Here is a 19179-nt window from a genome sequence, read left to right on the forward strand (position 1 = left end):
GATGGAGAAGCGGGGGTTATGCATACCGGGGAGCAATACCATGCGGTCATTCAGACCTCCCCACGCGACCGGCAGGTACGCGAGCGGTTCCAGACTCTAGCGCTGGACCTGCTTCCCAAGGGAGCGGACGTGCTGGATTTCGGCGCCGGAACCGGTATCGATGCAAAGGTATTCGCCGCTCATGGGCATCGGACGTTCGTTTACGAGCCGTCCGATGCCATGAAGGGCTACCTGGCGCAGCACTGCCAGGACGAAATCGCCCGCGATACCGTGACTAATGTGTCGTTGCCCCTCACCTGCAAGGTCCACGGGGTCACGGCGAACTTCGCGGTCCTTAATCACATTCCCGACCAGGCGGCGCTTTTCGGGGACCTCGCGAGCGTGGTCCAACCGGGCGGCTTCGTCCTGGCCAGCATGCTGAATCCTTTCTACCTGGGCGATGCGCGCTATTCCTGGTGGCGGGCGAACCTACTTAACCTGATCCGGGATGGTAGCTACGGCATCCCCAGTGAAAGCCGTATCCATCGTTTCACCCCGAGTGCGGTAGCGCGTGCCGCCGCTCCTCACTTCCGGCTCGAGCGTCTGGACCCGCGGGGTCTCGGATTGGCCACCAAGCTCTATATGTTCCTGCTGTTCCGGCGGCTTTGAGATGTGGAAGGACTGGATAAGGCCCCTGGTGCGACCGCTACCGCAGTGGTCGACGATTGCGCTCGCTCCGCCGCAGCATGCGGTCACCGCGACCTTGCGATGGGAGGGCTCGTCGGCTGATGTCACGGTCGACCATACCGTGGCATCGCTCAATCCGCTGGTGATCGCGACGAGTGTCGATGCGGGCCAGCATGCTGTCCTCGAATATCGTGACAACAAGACCAGCCGACTCCTGGGTGTTCTTCATCTGGTGAGGGACCCTCTGGAGATCGAGGCACCATCGCTCGCCCTTTATCGCGTCGCATCCGGCGAACACTACTGTCTCAGCTGGCCGCGACGTACATGGAATGCGTGGCTTCAGAACCGCCTGATGCTGAAGCATCGATCGTCGAATGGCCTGAACACGGATCCTGTCGCGGTCCAGCAGTTGATGGTCGCCTACCTGTGCCCGAAGCCGGTGGTGCTGGTCGCCGTGAATACGGACGAACACCAGAACCTATTCCCGATGGATCTGATCGGGCCGCTCGAGCGCAGCGGATACTTTTCGCTCGCGCTGCGCTCGACCAACGTTTCCGTACCGATCCTGCGTGAAGCGCGCCGGGTCGCCCTGTGCCATGTGCCCGCGACGATGAAGCAGGTGGTCTACCAGTTCAGCGCGCATCACAAGAACGCACTCACGGACTGGAGCGCGTTGTCGTTTCCTGTTCGGTCGTCGCGGGAGTTCGGCATCCCGGCCGTGGCCGAGGCGCTGCGTGTGCAGGAATTGACCATCGTGCATAGCCAGGAAATCGGCCTGCATACGTTCTTCATCTGCCGCGTCGTTTCCGACGAGGCAGGCGTGCAAGTAGCGCAACTTCACCATACGGCCGGTTTTTACCAGGATCACCGGCGCCGGCGACACGTGCCGTTCGACGAGGTTTGATTGATCGCAATCTCACTCGCGCCTGTGGCTCGCTGGTTCTGCAACAGCCTCTAGGGCAAAGCATCGCGCTTGGCGAAGATACTTGCCATTTCCGTAGCGTTCTCTGTCCCCCAAGTGCACAGCGGGACGATCGCCTCCGCCAGGCTGCGACCGAGCGGGGTCAGCGCGTAGTCCACGCGCGGAGGCACCTCCTTGTAGTCGGTCCGCACCAGCACCTGGTCGGCCTCCAGATCCTTCAACTGCTGGATCAGCACCTTGTCGCTGACGCCCTGAATCAAGCGCTTGAGCTCGCCGTAGCGCTTCGGACCATCGCGCAGGAAAAACAGGGCTAGCGGTTTCCACTTGCCCGAGAGGATGCGGAGTGTGGCGTTTAGCCCGCAACCGCTATCGCAGATTTCAGGAGGCGTCGTCATTTTGGTACTTACCTAAAAGTGCATACTTGTCGTTAGGTTATCAGGCCTGCATCTTTGTTTCTCAAGCAAGCAAACGCCTGCTTTCACGGAACTTCAAAGAAGGATGCACGCTATGACCAGACTGAATGGAAAGACCGCCGTCATCACGGGCGGCGCTACCGGTATCGGCCGCGCCGCAGCAAAGCGCTTCATCGAAGAGGGCGCCTTCGTCTTCATCTTCGGTCGTCGGCAGGAAGCGCTCGACGCCGCCGTGGCCGCCCTCGGACCAAATGCCCGCGCAGTGAAGGGCTCGGTCTCGGATGAGGCCGACCTCGATCGACTCTACGCGGCGGTGAAGGCCGAGCGCGGAACCCTCGACATCGTCTTTGCCAACGCCGGCGCGGGAAGCCAGCTTGCGCTCGGCAAGATCACTGCCGAACACCTTGACGAAACCTTCGACACCAACGTGAAGGGCACGATCTTCACCGTGCAGAAGGCGCTGCCACTGATGGGCAAGGGCGGTTCGATCATCCTGACCGGATCCAGCGCAGGCACCACGGGCGCACCGGGAATGAGCGCGTACAGCGCTAGCAAGGCGGCGGTGCGCAACCTCGCGCGGACCTGGGCGGAAGACCTGAAGGGCACCGGCATCCGGGTAAACGTGCTGTCGCCCGGAGCGACGGCGACCGACCTTGCGAAGGAAGCGCTGGGCGAGGAAGGCCAGAAGGTCTACGCCTCAATGACTCCGCTCCAGCGCATGGCCGATCCGTCGGAGATCGGGGCCGCGGCTGCCTTTCTCGCATCGTCGGACAGTAGCTTCATGACCGCCAGCGAAGTCGCCGTCGACGGCGGCCTGGCGCAACTCTGACGAGCTAGTCCGGCCGGGCACTCCTTTTCATCATCAGAAGCTCGCATGTGGCCCGGCACACTCGAGCGCTCTGAATGGGCTACCGACGGAGATCCTGATGTACGACCAATCCAAGCAATCCGAGCTGATCCGGTTCGCACGCGTAGAGGTGGGCTCCACCGTCATCGACGTTTACCCAGGCGACGGCGACTGGACCCGTATCTTCTCCGAAGTCGTGGGACCCGAAGGACGGGTCTACAGCTTCGTGCCAACCGAAATCGTCGACTTAAAGGCCGATCAGGTCGACCTCATGCGAACGCTCGCGAAGGAGCCGGGCCGGGCGAACGTCGAAGCCGTCTCAGCGGATCTCGTCGCGATGCCGGAAGCCACGCAAGCAGCGGATGTCCTGTGGCTGCACTTGTTCTACCACGACCTTCACACCGCGCTGATGCAGAAGAGGGGCGCGACGGCGGCCGAGTTCAACCGAGCCGTTTACGAGCGGCTGAAGCCCGGCGGGTTCTACGTCATCGTCGATCACGCCGCCGCCTCAGGGGCGGGCACGAGCGACACCCAGTCGCTGCATCGGATCGACGCGGCATCCGTGCGCGACGAGGTGGAGGCGGCTGGCTTCGTACTGGACGAGGAAAGCACCATGCTCGCAAACGAGGACGATCCGCACGCGGTCAAGGTTTTCGACCCCTCGATCAAAGGCGAGACCGATCGCTTCGTCTATCGATTCGTGAAGCCCCATGTCGGGCAGCGTTAACTCTGGCCCAGGGATGGCTACTTGATTCTTTGGAAGACAAAAAAACGCCGGCTTGCAGCCGGCGTTCTTTTAAGTCGCGACCGCGGCTAGAAACCGAGGCCCGGCGTATAGCCGCCTAAACCGGAAAGCTCCGAAGGCGCTCGAAGCGCGCAGCTCTTCTTGTTGAAGAACGGGCCCCCGGGGTACGTCGTATCCAGACAGTAGTTGTCGATGGTGCGGCCCGTCGCGGAATGGAAGTAGACGGGCGTGACCACGGTATTGTGACCGACCGTCGAGCACAGGCCCAGCGCGTCACAGGAGACGATCGGATCGCCGCAACCGAACTCGAATTCGACGCGGTTGCCATTGCCGTAATCCACCGTGCCCGCGTGCTCGTTGACGTTGTTGCAGTAGAGATTGGAGTTTCCGATGATGTTGTCGTTCGCATCGAAGTAAATGACGGCGCGAGCGAACTGGGGCAATGCCATCGAGACCCCGGGCAGGGCGCCGAAGCAGACCAGGAGCAATGCGACAAGCATGTAACGGGTGCGATTCATTGTCTTCCTTTCTTTGAATGCCTCGGATCAGGCTCATCGACGCTAGCGCGCATGCGGGTTGCCAGGCGTAGGGATGGCAACCGAGCGCTGTCCCCCTACACGATTATCGGAAAGGCCCTACACGTATTCGGCTCATCCACTGCTGGTCCAAAAAAGGTGACTTCACGCATTAAGAGGGCGGCTTGACTCTAGACCTAGATCAAGGGTCTAGACTTGGTCCCATGAACACTCAAGCCTCCCTCACCATCGGCCGCATCGCGCAGTCCGCCGGCGTCGCCATCGATACGATCCGGTTCTACGAGCGGGAAGGGCTGTTGCCCGCCCCGCGGCGGCGGCCCTCGGGTTACCGCGAGTACGACCAGGCTACGGTGTCGCGCCTGCGCTTCATCCGGCGGGCCAAGGATCTCGGTTTCACGCTCGATGAGATTCGGGAACTGTTGGCCCTCTCTGCCGACCGGCATGGCGGGGTAGAGGGCGTGCGTGAGCGGGCCGCCGCCAGGTTGCTCGCCATCGATGAGCGAATTGCGGAACTGCAGCGCGTCCGCGACGGCCTCTCGGACCTGGTCGATGCCTGCCCAGGTCACGGCGCGCCGGAAGACTGCCCGATCCTGAAAGCGCTGGCGGAGCCCAAGGCATGACTCACGCCTGTTGCTCACACGACGCGGCTGCCGAGGCCGCGACCGTGATCGATCTTGCGCCCATGCCATCAGGGACGATCTACACCTGCCCGATGCATCCCGAAGTCCGTCAGGAAGGCCCCGGGTCCTGCCCGAAGTGCGGCATGGCCCTCGAACCTGCCATGCCGTCGCTCGACGACGATGACGGCGAAGTCCGCTCGCTGGGCCGCCGTCTGGGCGCTCTTGTCGCGTTGACGGTGCCCGTGTTCCTGATCGCCATGGTGCCGCACATCACCGGGCGCATGTGGCACGCGCCATGGGCGACAGGTCTTGCCTGGGTAGAAGCGTTGTTGGCAACGGTCGTGGTGCTGTGGGGCGGTGCGCCGTTCTTCGCACGCGGCTGGCGCTCGCTGCTGCCCTGGTCGCCCAACATGTACACGTTGATCGCATTGGGTACCGGCGTGGCGTGGTTGTACAGCGTCGTCGCCTTTGCGTTGCCGTCGCTGTTTCCGCCTGCGATGCGTGACATGCATGGTCAGATAGCCGTCTATTTCGAATCGGCGGCGGTGATTGTCACGCTGGTGACGCTTGGCGATTTCCTCGAACTGCGCGCACGTCGCCAGACAGGCGAGGCCTTGAGAGGCCTACTGGGTCTGGTGCCGAAGACGGCACGGCGTATCGGCAAGGACGGCGCCGAGGAGGACGCCTCGCTGGAATCGCTCCGCGTTGGCGATCACGTGCGTGTACGTCCGGGCGAGAAAGTGCCAGCAGACGGCACCGTGATGGATGGCGAAAGCTATATCGACGAATCGATGCTGACCGGCGAACCTGTGCCCGTGGCGAAGAAGATACACGACAAGGTCACCGGCGGGACGCAGAACCAGCATGGCGCCCTGGTAGTGCGTGTCGATCACGTTGGCCAGGACACCGTGCTCTCGCGCATCGTCACGCTAGTGGCCGAGGCGCAGCGTTCCCGCGCGCCACTGCAGCGCGTGGCCGATCGTGTCGCGGCGTGGTTCGTGCCGGCCGTCGTCGTCGTGGCGCTGCTCGCCTTCGCCGTGTGGTGGACGACGGGGCCGACGCCTGCGTTTGCGCATGCACTGGTCGCCGCCGTTTCGGTACTCATCATTGCTTGCCCCTGCGCGCTGGGCCTGGCGACGCCGATGTCGATCATGGTCGCCAGTGGTCGCGGTGCGCAGGCGGGCGTGCTGTTCCGGGATGCCTCTGCGATCGAGACGCTTCGCGAGGTCGATACGCTGGTCTTCGACAAGACCGGCACGCTTACCGAGGGCAAGCCGACGCTTGTGGAGCTTCGTGTCTTCGGTCGGGAGCGCGCCGAGGTACTGGCGCTGGCCGCCTCGGTCGAGCAGCCGAGCGAGCATCCGCTCGCCTCAGCCATCGTGTCTGCGGCGGAAGCCGAGCGGTTGGTCATCCCGACGATCACCGGTTTCCAGGCGGTCGTCGGTCGCGGCGTCAGCGGTCGTGTCGATGGGCACGATATTGCGCTGGGTAACGCGGATCTCATGGAGGACGAGCGCGTCGACATTGCCGCGGGCCGCGATGTCGCTGACAAGGCTCGCTCGAAGGGTGCCACCGCGATGTACATGGCGATCGACGGCCGTCTCGCTGCGGTGCTGGCCTTGGCTGACGCGGTGAAGCCCTCGACGAAGCCGGCGCTGGATGCCCTGCACGCGGCGGGTGTGAGGCTGGTCATGCTGACGGGCGACAACGAAGCGACGGCGAAGGCCGTGGCCTCATCGCTGCCGATCGACGAGGTGCACGCGAGTGCCTCGCCCGAGGACAAGTCGAACGTCGTCAACGCGTTGAAGGCGGGTGGCGCAAAGGTCGCCATGGCCGGTGATGGCGTGAACGATGCACCGGCGCTGGCGGCGGCGGACATCGGTATCGGCATGGGTAACGGCAGTGACATCGCCATACAGAATGCCTCGGTCACCCTGTTGAAGGGCGATCTTGCGGGTATTGCGCGTGCCCGTACGCTGTCCGAGGCGACGGTGAAGAACATCAGGCAGAACCTGTTCTTCGCGTTCGTCTATAACGCCGTGGGCGTGCCGTTGGCGGCGGGGGCGTTGTACCCGGTGTTCGGCATCACCCTGTCGCCGATGATTGCGGCGGTGGCGATGAGTCTGAGTTCGGTGTCGGTAGTTGGGAACGCGCTGCGCCTGCGGCGCGTCACCATCTAAAGCAGGTCTCTGGCCTTCTGTAGGAGCCGATTCATCGGCGAATGGGTGCTCGCGGCAAGCACCCAATCGCCGATGAATCGGCTCCTACAACAGCATGAGCGATTACTTCTTGTCGAACGAGGGCGGGGCGTCTGCCGCTTTCGTTGCCCAGGCCTTGTTCGGCTTATCCGACAACTCGAACTCCAGCTTGCCGCCCTTGAGCGCGAAGGACTCGGGCAGCCACGATTTCGTGCTTACCTTACCGTCGACCTTCATCGCCGTGACATACGGCTTGCCCATGCCAGCGTTCGGGGCTTCGATCACGACATCGCCATCCGGTCGATGCACGGTGGTCTTCGTAAACAGCGGGCTGCCCACGACCATCTCCGCACGACCCGGAATGGACGGATACACGCCTAGTGCGGCGAAGACGTACCACGACGACATCTCGCCAAGATCGTCATTGCCCGGGATGCCGTTCGGTGCGTTCACCCAGATCGTATCGAGTACGCGACGCACGAGTTCCTGCGTCTTCCATGGCTGGCCGGCGAAGTTGTAGAGCCAGGGCGTGCCGATGGACGGTTCGTTGTCGAGCTCCGCATGCAGCGGGCCGGACTTGGTGACGGCGAACGTGCCATCGGGCTGATAGAAGAATGCGTCGAGTCGCTTGCGCGCCTTCTCGCGTCCGCCCATGGCATCGAACAGACCGCCGACGTTGAACGGCACCATCCACACGTACTGCGCCGCGCTGCCTTCGACAAAGCCGTCTTCGGTCGACGGTGTGAAGGCATGCGGGGCTTCCTTGTCGTCGTCCTTGATCAGCGCCCAGGCGCCGTCCGCATTGCGATTGCGGATGTAGCCGCCTTCGGGCGTGGCCTTGGGGTCGAACAGGTTGCGCCAGTACTGCGCGCGGCCTAGGAAACGCTGTGAGGTGGCCGTGTCACCGAGGCGCGCCGCCAGTGAGCTGATGCCGAACTCGGCCGCGACGGTTTCCAGCGTATCGGCTGCCGGCCCCCACGCGGGTGCACCGACGGGAATGTAGTGCAGCTTGAGCCACGCATCGAGACCGGGGCGCTGGCCAACGCATTCGACTTCGCAGCCTTCGTGCGACAGGTCGAGGGCGGTCGGGTTGTCGGCGGCGTGGACGAGCGAGGCGAGGGCGCCCTTCGCGTCGAAGTCGCGTCCACCGAAGGCGTAGATGCCGGCGACTGCTGCTGCGGCGGGATCGCCGTTCATGACATGCGTGCCGCCGTTGTTGTGCGTCCAGCGGTCCCACACGCCGTTGTTCTGTTGGGCCTGGTTGTAGAGGCTCTGCGCGATGTCGCTCGCTATCTTCGGCTCGAGCCAGGCGACCATCGGCAGCTGGGAGCGATAGACGTCCCAACCGGAGAAGTTTGCGTACTGCGCCTTCTGGGTGCCGGCGACCTTGTGCACCTTGTTGTCGAAACCGGTGTACTCGCCGTTAACGTCACTGAACACGTTGGGGGTCATCAGTGAGTGATAGAGCGCGGTGTAGAACACGGTGCGCTGGTCCGGCGTGCCGCCTTCGATGTCGATATGCGAGAGGCGCGCGTTCCAGGCGTCGACCGCCTTGTCACGCAGCGCTTCAAACGTCGTTCCCTTCGGGTTTTCCGCGTCGAGGTTGGCCTGCGCGTTCGCGGTACTCACATACGAGATGCCGACGCGCACGTTGACGGCGCTCGTACCCTTCGCGAAGCCGACCCACGCACCCGAACCCTTGCCGGTATCCGGAAAACCTTTCTCGCCGTACCCCGTGCCGCCCTGCGCCTGTTTGCCGCCCTTGGTGACCGTAGTGTCCTGCCAGGTGCCCGTGGTGGCGAAGGGCTGGTCGAATTCGATCACGTAGTGGACGGTGTAGTAACTGCGACGATCCGCTTCGTTGATGTAGCCGCAGAAGTTGCCGCTGGTGACGTCGCCGCTGATGCGCTGATGGGCCGGGTCGATGGTGACCGTCGCATTCTCGGAGCCCGATTCGGAATCCGAAGCACGCACGAGCACGTTGACTGGCTTGCCGGCAGGGAAGGCGAAGCGCGCCGCGCCCGAATGCAGGGCGGCCGTGAGGTCGGTGGTGACGCCGTTATCGAGGGTCACGTGGTAGTGACCCGCCTTGGCCACCTCGTTCGCGTGCGAGAACTTCGACGCATACGCGTGGCGGAAGTCCGTCGACGGTGACGTGGTCACGTCCTCGGTGACCGGCATGATCGGCACGTCGCCCGAGCCGCCGGCGCAACCCCAGCCTTCGACGTTGGTCAGGCTGAAACCGCGGATCGCGTCGGCGCGGTATTCGTAGCCACCCGGTGCGGCGATCGGCGACTTCTTGCCGGGGAGCGGCGAGGCTTCCGGGGAGAACTGCAGCATGCCGAAGGGCACGACGGCGCCCGGGAACACGTTGCCGCCGTTAGCGGTGCCGATCAGCGGATTGACGAGGGCGGCGGGACCGGAGGCGGCGGCGACGGCCGCGGGCAACAGGGCGGCGGCAAGGACGAACGGGTGCATCGCGCGCAAGGGCAGATCTCCGTGGGACCGGTATTTATATCGATTGAAATCCGATTCGAGGCCCGGGTCGTGTGCCAACGGTCATGGATGCGCCGCACCATGCAAGCCCACAGCGAGCGGCACTGCCGGATGAGCACGAGCCCATTCGGGGTCAAATACGGCATCGGTTGGGCGCGAAAAACGCGAGGGCCTTTGAGAAGCAGTTTTCTCCGGAGGCGGAACGGGATATCGTTCGCGCGTGGAACAGGGAGATGTTATGACAGAGCAGAAGGGAAATCACGGTGGCGCTGAAAGCCTGCCGTCGCCGACGCGCTGGCCCAGTGCTAACGAGAGACTTCTCGGGTTGGGCGTCGGGCTACCTGTTCAGCCGCTGGATCGCCTTGCACAGTTTAGCGCCCTGGACTTCGAACGTTTTACCTTAGAGTGGGCGACGGGGTATCTGGCTTCGGAACTTCCGGGTGTTTACGAGGTTCAGCAGCGGGGTGGCGCGGGGGATAAAGGTCGCGACATAGTCGTTTGGTTCGAACCCCCAGAAACGCCGGGGCGTCGCTGGTCCTTATATCAATGCAAGCACTATGATGCGAGGCTCGGAGCGGGCGCGGCCGCCGTCGAAATTGCGAAAGTCTTGTACTACACATTTTCTGGTCATTACACGAAGCCAAGCGGGTATTGGTTCGTGACCCATCTCGGTGTCACATCCGACTTGCAAGACTTGCTTGATGAGCCTGCAAGGCTAAAGACCTACATTCTTGAAAACTGGGTCGAGCGCTGCTCAGCAAGGATTATTAAGGGCGTCGTCACGTTGACGGATGAATTGCGAGCGCACATTGACGCCTTCGATTTTTCTATCTTCCGAGCTAAGCAGCCTCTTGATCTAATCAATGAGCATGCTAAGACCAGGTATCACCTGATTGTCTTCGGAGCGCCATTGATAGATCGCACCGTCCCGACAAAGGCGCCTTCACAAGTCGCACCAGGCGAAAATGGATACTTGAATCGCTTGTATGAGGCCATCGGGCAGGCGCTTGGAATCTCGGTCTCTAGCTCCGCAGACTTTGCGCATGATAAGGGGCACTCTCGTCTGTTTGATCGATCCCGCATCACTTTCTACTGTGCAGAGAATCTAAAGGAGCTTGCAAGCGATAGGATGGCTGACGCACGCTACTTCGAGACTCTTCTGAATGAGTTCGAGAACGGCCTCTTCTATAGCTACACCAAATCCGGCTTATCAGGCATTGAACGCCTCGCTGCGACGGTCTTATCGGCACAGGCAATTCAGTTGGGAGGGCACGTGCTTGCCCCGCATGTGCTTGCTAACGACCGCGAGGGAATGTGTCACCAATTGGCTAATGAACGTGGTGTCAGTTGGTGTATTCCGTGACGCCCATAACTCCTGACATAACTAGCGCCGGCAAGCGTCGCCTGTTTAACTCTCCGCTAGAATGTGGACTGCGCATGCTCTTCGTCCTCGACAGTGCGAACGGGTCTTCTGCAGATCTACAGCGCCTCGTTTCGTATGACTACCTTCTTGTGCACTCTGGTGACGTCGTAGGTGGTCCTAAAAGCATTCATCCATCGGTTCCGTTCCGTGGCACGGAGTTGCTTGTCAAGCGCGACGTTCTAAGACTTGGATTGCTACAAATGTTGTCCCGTGAACTTGTTGTAAAGGACTTCGATCCTTCGGGATTCTTGTATCGCTCTAATGCTCTTACATCCGCATTCTTGGCGCTCCTGAATACTCAGTACTCCCACGATCTTCGTGCGCGCTCTCGATGGATTATCGATCGATTCGGATCAATGGCCGATTCAGAGCTATCGACCTTCATGGCGACGAGTGTCGGACGGTGGGGTGCCGAATTCGACCGGATTGCCGCAATTAGGGATTTGGAGCTTTAGCGATGTTGCAGATAAGGTCAATTACTCTTCGCGGTGTTGGTGTGGCCGACGCCGCTGTCCGCTTCGAAGATCGCGCGAATGTTTTGGCGGGCGAGTCAGATACAGGAAAAAGCTACCTGGTTCACTGTCTTGACTACATCTTTGGCGCCGATGCGATGAAGAAGCGTTTCAAGGAGGTAGACCCTTACTCGCAACTATTTGTGGAGTTCGAGAACCACGAAGGAAAACTTATCACGCTTGAACGAAGCTTAAGCGGTGGTGATTTGCTGGCTTATAGATCGTCGCTCAGTCGGATCGGGACTGAAGCTCCTTTGAAAGTTGCGGCAAAGCGTTCGGGTAAGAGTAAGGCGTTAGACGTTACTCAGATTCTTTTCGAGTTTTCAGGAGTAAAAGAGGCAAAGGTCAGAAAAAATGATCGTGGGGACGTCGTCCGCTTGACCGTTCGTACGTTGCTGCCACTTTTCCTTGTTGACGAAATTTCGGTAATTGCTGAGCAATCGCCGGTCTTGGGCCGCGCAAGCTATGACAAGACAGCTCGGAAGCGAGGTTTTGCGTACGTCTTGAGCGGGAAAGACGACGGCGGTGTTGTCTCCACTGAGGTGAAGGATGTGGTCGACGCGAGGTTGGCCGCCCAGATAAGCGTTGTAACGGACTTACTTGAGCCGCTAGAGCGAAGAGTGCAAGATCGTCTCGGAGTTCCGCTCGAAGAATCTGTTGAGGCCATTGATGAAGAGATTTCGACTGTTTATCTCGCGATGAGTTCGCATTCGGATGAGCGAAAGGCACTCGAAGGAGGGCGGGCAAAGGTCGTTGACGACGGTCGCCGCGCCGATTCTCAGCTCGTGGCGATTGATGAGTTGCTCAATCAGTACCGCCTGCTGGACGAGCGCTATGGTACCGACCTATCACGACTCGACTTCATTGCTGAGGGTTCCCATTTTTTCGAGGGACTTCAGGAAGTCAATTGTCCAGTTTGCGACCAGGTGATAACACCTGGGCACGTTCACACGGGTTTGGCTGAAGCTTCGAGCGTCTACGAAGCCGCGAGTGCAGAAGCGGCAAAGATACTGGCCCATAAAGCAGATTTGGCTGAGACGACGGCGACACTGATGGTGCTTCGGTCAGTCCGGCTGAGTGAACTCGCGACATCCAAAGCAACTCTTCATCAGATTGACGCCACGATCGACGAAACAGTCGCGCCCGCGATGCAAGACGCTGGAGCAAAGTTGGAGTTGTTGGTTGGGCGTCGACTTGGGCTTGAGAAAATCCGTCTTGAGGAACTACAGGTCTCAGACCTTCGTGCACGAAGAGACGAGCTCGAGCGACTAAGAAAACCAGGAAACGCTTCGTCAGGTGATTGGGAACGCATTTCCTCTTCGGCGACTCGCAGTTTCTGCCTTGAGGTCGAGGCGGTTCTCAAGGAATGGCGATGGGAAGGGGTGGGACGGGTTGAGTTTGACGAAACTGAGTACGATATTCTGGTCGACGGCCAACGACGTCAGTCCCACGGGAAGGGGGTGCGTGCGGTGTTGTATGCCGCGTTCGTTGTGGGGCTTTTACGGTATTGTCATGCGAATGGAAGGCCGTTTCTCGGACCTGTTATTGTCGATTCGCCACTTACAAGCTATAAGAAATCCAAAGTGCTTGGTGATTTGGACGAGCCGATCAATGTAGACATCGAGGCGGCATTCTGGGCCTCGTTAAAGAATATCAAGGCCGGGACGCAACTCATCATTATTGAGAACAAAGAGCCGCCGCAGAGCGTTGCCGACGCGGTCCACTATGAATGGTTTGCAGGAAAGAGCGCGAAAGCTGGGGAACGCGCAGGCTTCATCCCCTAGGATCTCAAATTGCTCGTTTCAGAAATAAAACCTTCATTCGTGCTTGTCGAGATGTAGAGCATTGTCGTGCTTAATCCATCTTAGATTTCGAAACAGCATCCTTTAGCTTTGTCCGTCACCAGAGGATGCCCTCGACCGGCTTGCCCGGCTCGAGGCCATGCGTCTCACCGAGTGCATCGCGCAGGTCGATCTCGATGCCGCGGGTGAGCGTGGTGAGCGGCACGTCGTCTTCGAGGTTCTCGAAGGGGTTCTGCATGTCGTTGCCGATCTGCAGCAGCGCGAGGAAGAGGAAGCCGGCGACCGTGGAACCCAGGGGCGTGTACAGGCCTAGCGTCTCGACCAGGCCGAGTGGCAGGAGGATGCAGAAGCCGTGCGTGAAGATGGCGGGGTAGGTGGCGTACTGCTGGGGCAGCGGTGTGTTCTTGATCCGCTCCATGCCGCCCTGAGCGTTGGAGATATCCGAGAGCGTGCGTGCGAGTGCGGTCAGCAGGATCGGATCGGGCTTTGCGTCGGCGATCAACGTGCCGGTGCGGGCGTGGATCGCGTTGGGCACGTTGGTGACGCCACGCAGCCTTTCCACTTCGTCAGCGGGCAGGCGCGCCGATAGTTCGTCCCACGGTGCCTGCCTGCGCAGATGCTGTCGCAAGGCATGCACATAGGCGATCTGGCGATGCACCACGGCGACCGCGCCGGCGCGCTCCGGCAGCATGGTCAAGGCCTCGCGGGCAAGCGTGCGCGAGGCGTTGACCATCGCGCCCCACAGCGTGCGCGCCTCCCACCAACGCGCATAGGCGGTGGTGTTACGGAAGCTCAGGTAGACGGCCACGGCCGAGCCGAGCAGCGTGAGGGGGAGGGCAGGAAACTCCGCGGTCCATCTTGGATGCATCACGAACCAGAAAGCGGTCACGGCCACGTCCCACGCAAGCAGCCAGATCAGCGGTTTGCCCACATACCGAAGGATGTGGCCGAGATGCGCGCGGCCGGGAAGGATCACGCCTGGTGCTCGCGTTTGATCGCTTCGGCCAGGGGAATGAACGTGTTGTCCGTTTCGTCGAGCACGGTGATCGTGCCGTCACCGATGTCGTAGACCCAGCCGAGCAGGTTGATCGCATCGTTGGCGAGCGCGGCCGCGACGGCGGGGTGGGATCGGAGATGGGTCAGCTGCAGCCGGATGTTCTCCTCGATCACGGCCTGCATGGCATCGGCGCCCTCGAGCTTGCGCGCGAACACGGCGCTCTTGGCCGCCTGCGCATTGCGCAGCCAGGCTTCGACCGTGGGCAGGTCCTTGGTGGAGTCCGGGTTGAGCAGGCCCTTCATGGCGCCGCAATCGGTATGGCCACAGACCACGACGTGCTGCACGCCGAGCACCATCACGGCGTACTCGACGACGGCGGACACGCCACCGAGCATCTCGCCGTAACCCGGCACGATATTGCCGATGTTGCGGCAGACGAAGAGCTCGCCCGGCTGGGTCTGGGTGATCATCTCCGGCACCACGCGGGAGTCCGCGCAGGTGATGAAGAGGGTATGGGGGGTCTGGCCTTCGGCCAGCTCGCTGAACAGCTTGCGGTTTTCCGGCTCGGGGAAAACCTTGTGGCTGAAGTCCTCGACGCCCTTGAGCAGGCCGAGGAGGCTGTCGTCGCGCGGGGTTTCCTGGGTCATTTTCGTTGCCTTGGAAAAGCTAGGCGAACAGTTTATGACAAACGCGGGTAGGGCGGATTCGCTGGGGTATGGAACGTAGACAGGCTGGAACGCCGGCTCCCTCCGATGGCGACGACCTTGCTCGGTAGGAGCCGATTCATCGGCGATCCCGCGAAAGCGGGCCAGGGTGCGGCGGTGTCGCCTGCACCCTATCGCCGATGAATCGGCTCCTACCGAGCAGGGGGTTACCCGTCCGCCTATCAGGCCTCGGCATCTTCCTTATACGCATCGATCGGGATGCAGGCGCACATCACGTTCTTGTCGCCGTAGACGTTGTCCACGCGGGACACCGGCGGCCAGTACTTCGACAGCCTCAGCGAGGGCAGCGGGAAGGCGGCCAGTTCGCGCGGGTAGGCGTGGGTCCACTCGGTGCCCGTGACCATGGTGGCCGTGTGCGGGGCGTTGCGCAGCGGGTTGTCCTCGCGGTCCAGGCGACCGTCGTCCACCGCACGGATCTCGTCGCGGATCTGGATCATGGCGTCGATGAAGCGGTCCAGTTCGTGCTGCGATTCGCTCTCGGTCGGCTCGACCATCAGCGTGCCGGCGACCGGGAAGCTCAGGGTCGGGGCGTGGAAGCCGAAGTCGATCAGGCGCTTGGCGACATCTTCCGCGCCGACGCCGGTGGCGTCCTTGAGCGGGCGCAGGTCGAGGATGCACTCGTGGGCGACAAGGCCATTACGACCGGTGTACAGCGTGTCGTAGTGCGGTGCGAGGCGCTTGGCAATGTAGTTGGCGTTGAGCAGGGCCACCTGGGTCGCCTTGCGCAGGCCTTCGGTGCCCATCAGCGTGATGTACATCCAGGAGATCGGCAGGATCGAGGCCGAGCCGAAGCTGGCGGCGCTGACCATGCCCACGTCGCCCTCACCACCGAAGGTACGCGGCAGGAACGGAGCGAGATGCGACTTGACCGCGCACGGGCCGACGCCCGGGCCGCCGCCGCCGTGCGGGATGCAAAAGGTCTTGTGCAGGTTGAGGTGCGAGACGTCCGAACCCCACTTGCCCGGCTTGGCCACGCCGACCAGCGCGTTCATGTTCGCGCCGTCGGTATACACCTGGCCACCATGCTTGTGCACGATGTCGCAGATGGCGACCACGTCTTCCTCGAACACGCCGTGCGTGGACGGATAGGTGATCATGATCGCGGCGAGGCGGTCCGAATACTTCTCGGCCTTCTCACGGATATCGTCGACGTCTACATTGCCGTTGGCATCGCAGCGCGTGACCACGACGGTCATGCCACACATCTGCGCCGACGCCGGGTTGGTGCCGTGCGCGGATTCCGGAATCAGGCAGATGTCGCGATGGCCTTCATTGCGCGAGCGGTGGTAGGCGCGGATGGCGAGCAGGCCAGCGTACTCACCCTGGGCGCCAGAGTTCGGCTGCAGGCTCACCGAGTCGTAGCCGGTGCACTCGACCAGCATCGCTTCCAGCTCGTCGATCAGCTGCTTGTAGCCCTGGGTCTGGTTGGCCGGAGCGAGCGGATGGATGTTGGCGAACTCCGGCCACGTCACCGGGATCATCTCGGCGGTGGCGTTGAGCTTCATGGTGCAGGAACCGAGCGGGATCATGGTGCGATCGAGCGCGAGGTCCTTGTCGGCAAGGCCGCGCAGGTAGCGAAGCAGTTCGTGCTCGCTGTGGTGCGTGTTGAATACCGGATGCTGCAGGAAGTCGGTGTTGCGCAGGAGGCCCGACGGCAGGGCATCGGCCGTCGCGGCATCCAACGTGTCGATGTCGTTCGCGTTCGCGCCGAAGACGGAAGCCAGCGTGGCGACGTCCGCCCGCGTGGTGGTCTCGTCGAGGCTGATGCCGACGCTGGATGCGTCAATGGCGCGCAGGTTGACGTTCGCAGCCGCGGCCTTGGCATGGATCGCCTTGGCATCGATGCCGGTCACGTGGAGCGTGTCGAAATAGTCGCCACCCACGGCCACGCCGGCCTTGCCGAGCGCGCCGGCGAGGATCGCGGTGAGGCGATGCGTGCGACGCGCGATGCGGGTAAGGCCTTCCGGACCGTGGTACACGGCATACATGCTGGCCATGACGGCGAGCAGCACCTGCGCGGTACAGATGTTGGAGGTGGCCTTCTCGCGGCGAATGTGCTGCTCGCGGGTCTGCAGGGTGAGGCGGTAAGCCGGCTTGCCTTCGGTGTCGACGGAGACGCCGATCAGGCGGCCCGGCATGGAACGCTTATAAGCGTCGCGGCAGGCGAGGTAAGCGGCATGGGGGCCACCGAAGCCGTACGGCACGCCGAAACGCTGTGTGTTGCCGACGACGATATCCGCGCCCCAGCTACCCGGGGAAGCAAGCAGCGTCAGGGCGAGTAGATCGGTGGCGACGCAGACGATACCGCCGCGCGCGTGGGTCGCGTCAGCCAGCGCCTTGTAGTCGTTCGCACGACCGAAGGTATTCGGGTACTGCAGCAGCACGCCGAAGCTGTCGACGGTGGCGCCTTCGGCGTCATCACCGACGTGCAGCTCGATACCGATGCCATCGGCGCGCGTGCGCAGTACTTCCAGCGTCTGCGGGTGCACATCCTTCGAGACGAAGAAAACGTTGGACTTCGACTTGGCCGAACGCTTGGCCAGCGTCATCGCTTCGGCGGCCGCGGTGGCTTCGTCGAGCAGCGAGGCGTTGGAGATATCCATGCCGGTGAGGTCGGCGACCATCGTCTGGAAGTTGATCAGCGCTTCCATGCGGCCCTGCGAGATCTCCGCCTGGTACGGCGTATAGGCCGTGTACCACGCCGGGTTCTCGAGCACGTTGCGCAGGATGACGTTCGGCGTGAGCGTGCCGTAGTAGCCCTGGCCGATGAAGCTGCGGAAGACGGTGTTCCGGTCGGCGATGGTACGGATCTTCGCCAGCGCTTCTTCCTCGGTCACCGCGGCAGGCAGGGCGAGCGGGGCGGGCGACTTGATCGAGCCGGGAACGATGGCGTCGGTCAGCGCGTCCAGCGTGTTGTGGCCGACGACGCGGAGCATCTCGGCGATCTCGGCATCGTTCGGACCGATGTGGCGTTCGATGAACGCGCCATGGTTCTCGAGCTCACGCAGCGAAGGAGAGTTTTTCTGGCTCATGACTTGGAGGCATCCGAAAGAACGTGCCGTGCCGGCACGTGGGGCGCCCCTCTGTCCTTTTGCCTGAGAGTTTGGAGGCTGAGGAAGCCTCTTGCACCTTCGGCGCCGGATTTAACCGGTCTCTCCAGAGTGATGAAGCACGCCGGTGGTCATGGGGGCCTGAGCGATTACGGGCGTTGCGCCTTCGGCAGCGGATCCCTCCGCTTCTCCCACCGGGTGTTGCTGGCTGGGATTATACAGGCGGCGGCCGCCACGGTGCGTCAGTCTGCTCCCGTAGCGCCGGACCCGAAGGGCTCAAACGGTCATATAAATAGCGTGCGATTGAAGCGTAAGCGCTACACCTGTCGAAGTGCGCTAGGCGCGGAACTGCTCGCGCATGAAATGCATATAAGCCTCTTCCGAGGTCTCCCGCCGAGCCCTTACCAAGGGCTGGATATCGTCCGTCGCCACATAGCGCAAACGGTCGGTCCCATCCGTCGTCGCCTCGAAGATCACCTTGGCAACATCTTCGGAGGTGGCGTGGCGGCTGGCGCGTAGACCCTCGAACACTTTGCCCGTGGCCGTGACGAAGTCTTCGTAGCCCGCCGGTACGCAAGCGCTGCCGAACTCGTCCGATGATCGTGCGCCGAACTTCGTGTCGAGCACGCCGCCGGGCTCGACGATCTTCACTGTGATGCCCTGGGAGGCCAGTTCGTATGACAGAGACTCGGAAAATCCTTCCAGCGCGAACTTGCTCGCGTTGTACAGCGAGATCATCGGCAAACCGAAAACGCCGGCGCCGGAACTCACGTTGATGATGGTGCCGCGACGGCGCGCGCGGAAATGCGGGAGGAGGGCGCGAGTCACGTCCATCACACCGAACAGGTTCACGTCGAACTGTTCCTGGATCTTCTCGCGGCTGGCGCCTTCGAAGATGCCGAACAGACCGAACCCGGCGTTGTTGACCACCGCATCGATACCGCCGAAGCGATCGATGCCTTCGACGATGGCGCCCTCGATACTCACGAGGTCCTGAACATCTAGGCGGGTGACCAGGATGTTCTTGTTGGCTGCCAGGTCGGCTCCGGCATCCGGGTTGCGCATGGTGGCGACCACCTGCCAGCCATGTGTCGCGAAGTGCAGGGCGGCAGCCTTGCCAAAGCCGGTCGAAGCGCCGGTAATGAGGACGGTCTGGGTCATGACGAATTCCTGTGGGTGATCCCAGACAAACTAGTTGCGTCCCGGTGTACTAACAATCAGGCTTAT

15 protein-coding genes and 1 riboswitch are annotated in these 19179 nt (G+C 62.0%); of the genes, 8 read left to right on the top strand and 7 right to left on the bottom strand.

What is annotated here, in order from left to right:
- Positions 1-18 precede the first annotated feature (18 nt).
- Entirely contained in the window at positions 19-648 is a 630-nt protein-coding gene (locus tag HB634_RS06960; RefSeq protein WP_213948067.1) for a class I SAM-dependent methyltransferase, read from the top strand.
- Between the two features lie 28 nt (positions 649-676).
- A complete protein-coding gene (locus HB634_RS06965; protein WP_345777472.1) occupies positions 677-1570 on the top strand; it encodes a flavin reductase in 894 nt (297 codons plus the stop codon).
- Between the two features lie 50 nt (positions 1571-1620).
- On the opposite strand, the gene HB634_RS06970 is transcribed toward HB634_RS06965, so the two are convergent.
- The gene (locus HB634_RS06970; RefSeq protein WP_213948069.1) at positions 1621-1983 is read right to left on the bottom strand and encodes a helix-turn-helix domain-containing protein; all 363 of its coding nucleotides are present in this window, start codon (positions 1981-1983) and stop codon (positions 1621-1623) included.
- 112 nt (positions 1984-2095) lie between these two features.
- Between HB634_RS06970 and HB634_RS06975 the strand changes: the two genes are divergently transcribed.
- Together HB634_RS06975 and HB634_RS06980 are read left to right on the top strand one after the other, a co-directional pair.
- Complete coding sequence (locus HB634_RS06975; RefSeq protein WP_213948070.1) at positions 2096-2830, top strand: SDR family oxidoreductase; 735 nt, start codon at positions 2096-2098, stop codon at positions 2828-2830.
- 97 nt (positions 2831-2927) lie between these two features.
- Complete coding sequence (locus tag HB634_RS06980) at positions 2928-3575, top strand: class I SAM-dependent methyltransferase (RefSeq protein ID WP_213948071.1); 648 nt, start codon at positions 2928-2930, stop codon at positions 3573-3575.
- 86 nt (positions 3576-3661) lie between these two features.
- Here HB634_RS06980 and HB634_RS06985 read toward each other — a convergent pair whose 3' ends face one another.
- Positions 3662-4111, bottom strand: coding sequence for a hypothetical protein (locus HB634_RS06985; RefSeq protein WP_213948072.1), 450 nt, complete (start codon positions 4109-4111; stop codon positions 3662-3664).
- Positions 4112-4332: 221 nt separating this feature from the next.
- Between HB634_RS06985 and HB634_RS06990 the strand changes: the two genes are divergently transcribed.
- A complete protein-coding gene (locus tag HB634_RS06990) occupies positions 4333-4749 on the top strand; it encodes a heavy metal-responsive transcriptional regulator (RefSeq protein ID WP_213948073.1) in 417 nt (138 codons plus the stop codon).
- A complete protein-coding gene (locus HB634_RS06995) occupies positions 4746-6929 on the top strand; it encodes a copper-translocating P-type ATPase (RefSeq protein WP_213948074.1) in 2184 nt (727 codons plus the stop codon). Before HB634_RS06990 ends, HB634_RS06995 begins: the two co-directional genes overlap by 4 nt.
- Positions 6930-7031: 102 nt before the next feature.
- Here HB634_RS06995 and HB634_RS07000 read toward each other — a convergent pair whose 3' ends face one another.
- The gene (locus tag HB634_RS07000) at positions 7032-9425 is read right to left on the bottom strand and encodes a GH92 family glycosyl hydrolase (RefSeq protein WP_213948185.1); all 2394 of its coding nucleotides are present in this window, start codon (positions 9423-9425) and stop codon (positions 7032-7034) included.
- A gap of 256 nt (positions 9426-9681) precedes the next feature.
- On the opposite strand from HB634_RS07000, the gene HB634_RS07005 reads away from it, so the two are divergent.
- Together HB634_RS07005 and HB634_RS07010 are read left to right on the top strand one after the other, a co-directional pair.
- On the top strand, positions 9682-10806 hold the full coding sequence (locus HB634_RS07005) for an ABC-three component system protein (RefSeq protein ID WP_213948075.1): 1125 nt from the start codon (positions 9682-9684) through the stop codon (positions 10804-10806).
- Positions 10807-11362: 556 nt separating this feature from the next.
- Positions 11363-13162, top strand: a complete 1800-nt coding sequence (locus HB634_RS07010) for a hypothetical protein (protein WP_213948076.1) — start codon at positions 11363-11365, stop codon at positions 13160-13162.
- Between the two features lie 115 nt (positions 13163-13277).
- Here the strand turns inward: HB634_RS07010 and HB634_RS07015 are convergent, their stop codons facing one another.
- The 4 genes from HB634_RS07015 to HB634_RS07030 form a co-directional block, all read right to left on the bottom strand.
- Positions 13278-14156: a bestrophin family ion channel gene (locus HB634_RS07015; RefSeq protein WP_213948077.1), complete on the bottom strand. Its 879-nt coding sequence runs from the start codon at positions 14154-14156 to the stop codon at positions 13278-13280.
- Positions 14153-14824 (bottom strand): carbonic anhydrase, encoded by a 672-nt coding sequence (locus tag HB634_RS07020; RefSeq protein ID WP_213948078.1) that lies wholly within the window; start codon positions 14822-14824, stop codon positions 14153-14155. Before HB634_RS07020 ends, HB634_RS07015 begins: the two co-directional genes overlap by 4 nt.
- 239 nt (positions 14825-15063) lie before the next feature.
- Positions 15064-17934, bottom strand: a complete 2871-nt coding sequence (gcvP, locus tag HB634_RS07025) for an aminomethyl-transferring glycine dehydrogenase (protein ID WP_213948079.1) — start codon at positions 17932-17934, stop codon at positions 15064-15066.
- A 41-nt stretch (positions 17935-17975) separates the two neighbouring features.
- Positions 17976-18072, bottom strand: a riboswitch (glycine riboswitch).
- A gap of 216 nt (positions 18073-18288) precedes the next feature.
- Entirely contained in the window at positions 18289-19113 is an 825-nt protein-coding gene (locus HB634_RS07030; protein WP_213948080.1) for an SDR family oxidoreductase, read from the bottom strand.
- Positions 19114-19179: the final 66 nt, after the last annotated feature.

It is taken from the genome of Luteibacter sp. dw_328, assembly GCF_018449605.1.
Lineage (GTDB): Bacteria > Pseudomonadota > Gammaproteobacteria > Xanthomonadales > Rhodanobacteraceae > Luteibacter.

Coding starts and splice junctions, on each gene's coding strand:
- HB634_RS06960 (WP_213948067.1), top strand. CDS start 19: ATGCATACCGGGGAGCAATACCATGCGGTCATTCAGACCTCCCCACGC.
- HB634_RS06970 (WP_213948069.1), bottom strand. CDS start 1,983: ATGACGACGCCTCCTGAAATCTGCGATAGCGGTTGCGGGCTAAACGCC.
- HB634_RS06975 (WP_213948070.1), top strand. CDS start 2,096: ATGACCAGACTGAATGGAAAGACCGCCGTCATCACGGGCGGCGCTACC.
- HB634_RS06980 (WP_213948071.1), top strand. CDS start 2,928: ATGTACGACCAATCCAAGCAATCCGAGCTGATCCGGTTCGCACGCGTA.
- HB634_RS06985 (WP_213948072.1), bottom strand. CDS start 4,111: ATGAATCGCACCCGTTACATGCTTGTCGCATTGCTCCTGGTCTGCTTC.
- HB634_RS06990 (WP_213948073.1), top strand. CDS start 4,333: ATGAACACTCAAGCCTCCCTCACCATCGGCCGCATCGCGCAGTCCGCC.
- HB634_RS06995 (WP_213948074.1), top strand. CDS start 4,746: ATGACTCACGCCTGTTGCTCACACGACGCGGCTGCCGAGGCCGCGACC.
- HB634_RS07000 (WP_213948185.1), bottom strand. CDS start 9,425: ATGCACCCGTTCGTCCTTGCCGCCGCCCTGTTGCCCGCGGCCGTCGCC.
- HB634_RS07005 (WP_213948075.1), top strand. CDS start 9,682: ATGACAGAGCAGAAGGGAAATCACGGTGGCGCTGAAAGCCTGCCGTCG.
- HB634_RS07020 (WP_213948078.1), bottom strand. CDS start 14,824: ATGACCCAGGAAACCCCGCGCGACGACAGCCTCCTCGGCCTGCTCAAG.
- gcvP (WP_213948079.1), bottom strand. CDS start 17,934: ATGAGCCAGAAAAACTCTCCTTCGCTGCGTGAGCTCGAGAACCATGGC.
- HB634_RS07030 (WP_213948080.1), bottom strand. CDS start 19,113: ATGACCCAGACCGTCCTCATTACCGGCGCTTCGACCGGCTTTGGCAAG.